The 2,555-nt window shown below is 64.4% G+C and carries 4 protein-coding genes; 3 read left to right on the top strand and 1 reads right to left on the bottom strand.

Features of this window, described 5'->3' with window-relative positions; all coding sequences use genetic code 11:
- The coding region (gene cutA / locus QOH60_RS28480) for a divalent-cation tolerance protein CutA (protein ID WP_526425245.1) at positions 1–256 on the bottom strand (256 nt) is incomplete at its 3' end.
- Between the two features lie 44 nt (positions 257–300).
- Here cutA and QOH60_RS28485 point away from each other — a divergent pair.
- From QOH60_RS28485 to QOH60_RS28495, 3 genes are all read left to right on the top strand, one after another.
- The gene (locus QOH60_RS28485; protein ID WP_526425246.1) at positions 301–1,083 is read left to right on the top strand and encodes an NAD kinase; all 783 of its coding nucleotides are present in this window, start codon (positions 301–303) and stop codon (positions 1,081–1,083) included.
- A 22-nt stretch (positions 1,084–1,105) separates the two neighbouring features.
- The gene (locus QOH60_RS28490; protein WP_526425247.1) at positions 1,106–1,582 is read left to right on the top strand and encodes a (2Fe-2S)-binding protein; all 477 of its coding nucleotides are present in this window, start codon (positions 1,106–1,108) and stop codon (positions 1,580–1,582) included.
- The coding region (locus QOH60_RS28495; RefSeq protein ID WP_526425248.1) for a molybdopterin cofactor-binding domain-containing protein at positions 1,579–2,555 on the top strand (977 nt) is incomplete at its 3' end. The genes QOH60_RS28490 and QOH60_RS28495, both read left to right, overlap by 4 nt.

Consider the following 2,555-nt stretch of genomic DNA (forward strand, 5'->3'; position numbering starts at 1 on the left):
CCATAATCGACGGCGTTGTCCAGGGATGCCGTTGTTTGACGGCGGCGCCGACCCGATCCGCCAGCGACGCGCGGGTCTTGACGATCATCACCGCCTCCTCGGCCCGCTCGATTTTCCCCTCCCACCAGTAGTGCGAGATCATCCCCGGCACGATATTGACGCAGGCCGCCAGCCTTGCCTCGACAAGGCCGCGGCCGGCCTTCTCCGCCTCGACAATCGAGGGCCAGGTCGTATACACGAGCACCGCGCGTTCCATTGTCAGGCCTCTTTTCCATTCAAAAGCGCGTTTAAGAGTCGATTATGAGCCCCTTGGCCCAGAATATTAAGCGCATTGCCTTCGTCGCCAGTTCGACGCCCGAGGCGCGCGAGGCCTGCGCCTTGCTGCAGAAGCGCTACGGCAGCGCCAACCCGGCCGAGGCCGACGTCATCGTCGCATTGGGCGGCGACGGGCTGATGCTGCAAACCCTGCACAAGTTCATGAATTCCGGCAAGCCGATCTATGGCATGCACCGCGGCACCGTCGGCTTCCTGATGAACGAGTTCATGGTCGACGGCCTGATCGAACGCATCGCGGCGGCGCATACGACCGTGATCCATCCCCTCGCGATGCAGGCCCGCGACGTTCACGGCCAGAGTCACGAGCGCCGCGCCATCAACGAGGTGTCGCTGTTCCGCCAAAGCGCGCAGGCCGCGCACTTACGCATTCTGGTCGACGGCCAGGAGCGGCTCCAAGAACTCGTGGCCGATGGCGTGCTGGTGGCAACGCCCGCCGGCTCGACCGCTTATAATCTGTCGGTGCAAGGCACGATCATTCCGATCCACGCGCCGTTGCTTGCGCTCACCGCCATCAGCCCGTTCCGGCCGCGACGCTGGCGCGGCGCGCTGCTGCCCGACAAGGCCAAGGTCACCATCGAAATCCAGGAAGCCGAGAAGCGACCGGTAGCGGCGGTCGCCGACAACGATGAAGTGCGCTCGGTGCGCAGCGTCGACATCAGCATGGACCACAGCATCTCGCTCAACATGCTGTTCGATCCGGGGCACAATCTCGATGAGCGTATCTTGCGCGAGCAGTTCGGGTTCTAATTTTCGACGACGTGGGCGGTTCATGACTCAATTCGATTTCTCGGTGAATGGCAAAGCGGTCAGCGTATCGGTCGACAACGAAGCGACGCCATTGCTCAATGTGTTGCGCAACGAACTCGGCTTGATGGGCACGCGTTTCGGCTGCGGGCTCGAACAATGCGGCTGCTGCATAGTGCTGGTTGACGGCTCGCCGGTAAAATCCTGCAACCGTGAAGTCTCGACGCTCGCCGGCAAAAACGTCACCACCGTCGAAGGCCTCGGCACCGCAGCGCGCCCTCACCCGCTGCAACAGGCTTTCATCGACGAGCAAGCCGGCCAATGCGGCTACTGCCTCGCCGGTATTCTGATTTCCGCCAAGGCGCTGCTGGAGAAAAATCCGTCGCCAACGCGCAAGGAAATCGCCTTGGCGCTCGACGGCAACATCTGCCGCTGTGGTTCGCACAACCGCATCATGCGCGCGGTCGAAAAGGCCGCGGCCGTTATGAGGTCGATCTCATGAACGCGCCCGTGCTGCCTGGGACACTGAACGACAATCCCGTGCTTGAGCGCTGGGTGACGTTTCCAGCGCCCGGCACAATCACCGTCAACACCGGCCGCGTCGAACTCGGCCAGGGTGTGCTGACAGCGATGGCGCAGGTCGCCGCCGACGAACTTTACGTTTCGTCGTCGCGCGTCACCGTTCATTCCGGCGATACCGTGCGCGCGCCGAACGAGGGCTATACCGCGGGCTCGCAGTCGATCCAGACCGGCGCGGTCGCCCTGCGGCAAGCCTGCGCCGACGTGCGTGCGCTTTTTCTCGCTCAAGCGGCGGCTATCATCGGCTGCAAGGCGAGCGAGCTCGGCATCCGTGACGGGAGTATCGTCCGTAACGGCTTATCGACCGGGCAGGACTATTGGACGCTCGCCGGCGCCATCGAACTTTCCGCCAAGGCCACCGGCACCGGCGCGCGCAAGGCCGTCGCCGATTTCATGACCATCGGTCATGAAGCCCCGCGCCTCGATCTGCCGTCCAAGATTTTCGGCGACGCCGCCTTCATCCACGACATGAAACTCGACGGCATGGTGCATGCCCGCGTCGTGCGCCAGCCCAACCGCGGCGCCGCCATCGGCGCCGTCGACGAGGCCGCGATCAAACGCGCCGCCAAGGGCCCGATCGACCTCGTGCGCAAGGGCAATTTCCTCGCCATCCTTGGCAACAACGAGACCGCCGTCGACCTCGCCGGCGCCGCCGCGGTCAATCACGTCTCCTGGCAGAACGTCGAGCGGCCGACGCCGCTCCAGCAAGAAGCCAACTGGTTGTTGCAACAGCCGACGGTCGACCGCGTGCTCGGCTCGCCCGAGCCCGCCGACCCGCAAGGCCGCGAGCGCTTCGAGCGCACCTTCACCCGCGGCTTCGTCGCGCATGCCTCGATTTCGCCGTCCTGCGGGCTCGCCCTTTACAAGGACGGCGTGATGACGGTCTGGACCCATTG

The organism is Mycobacterium sp. (assembly GCF_032159765.1).
Classification (GTDB): Bacteria; Actinomycetota; Actinomycetes; order Mycobacteriales; family Mycobacteriaceae; genus Mycobacterium.

Excerpts from the sequence above, each read along its gene's own strand:
- QOH60_RS28485 (WP_526425246.1), top strand. The coding sequence starts at position 301 with ATGAGCCCCTTGGCCCAGAATATTAAGCGCATTGCCTTCGTCGCCAGT.
- QOH60_RS28490 (WP_526425247.1), top strand. The coding sequence starts at position 1,106 with ATGACTCAATTCGATTTCTCGGTGAATGGCAAAGCGGTCAGCGTATCG.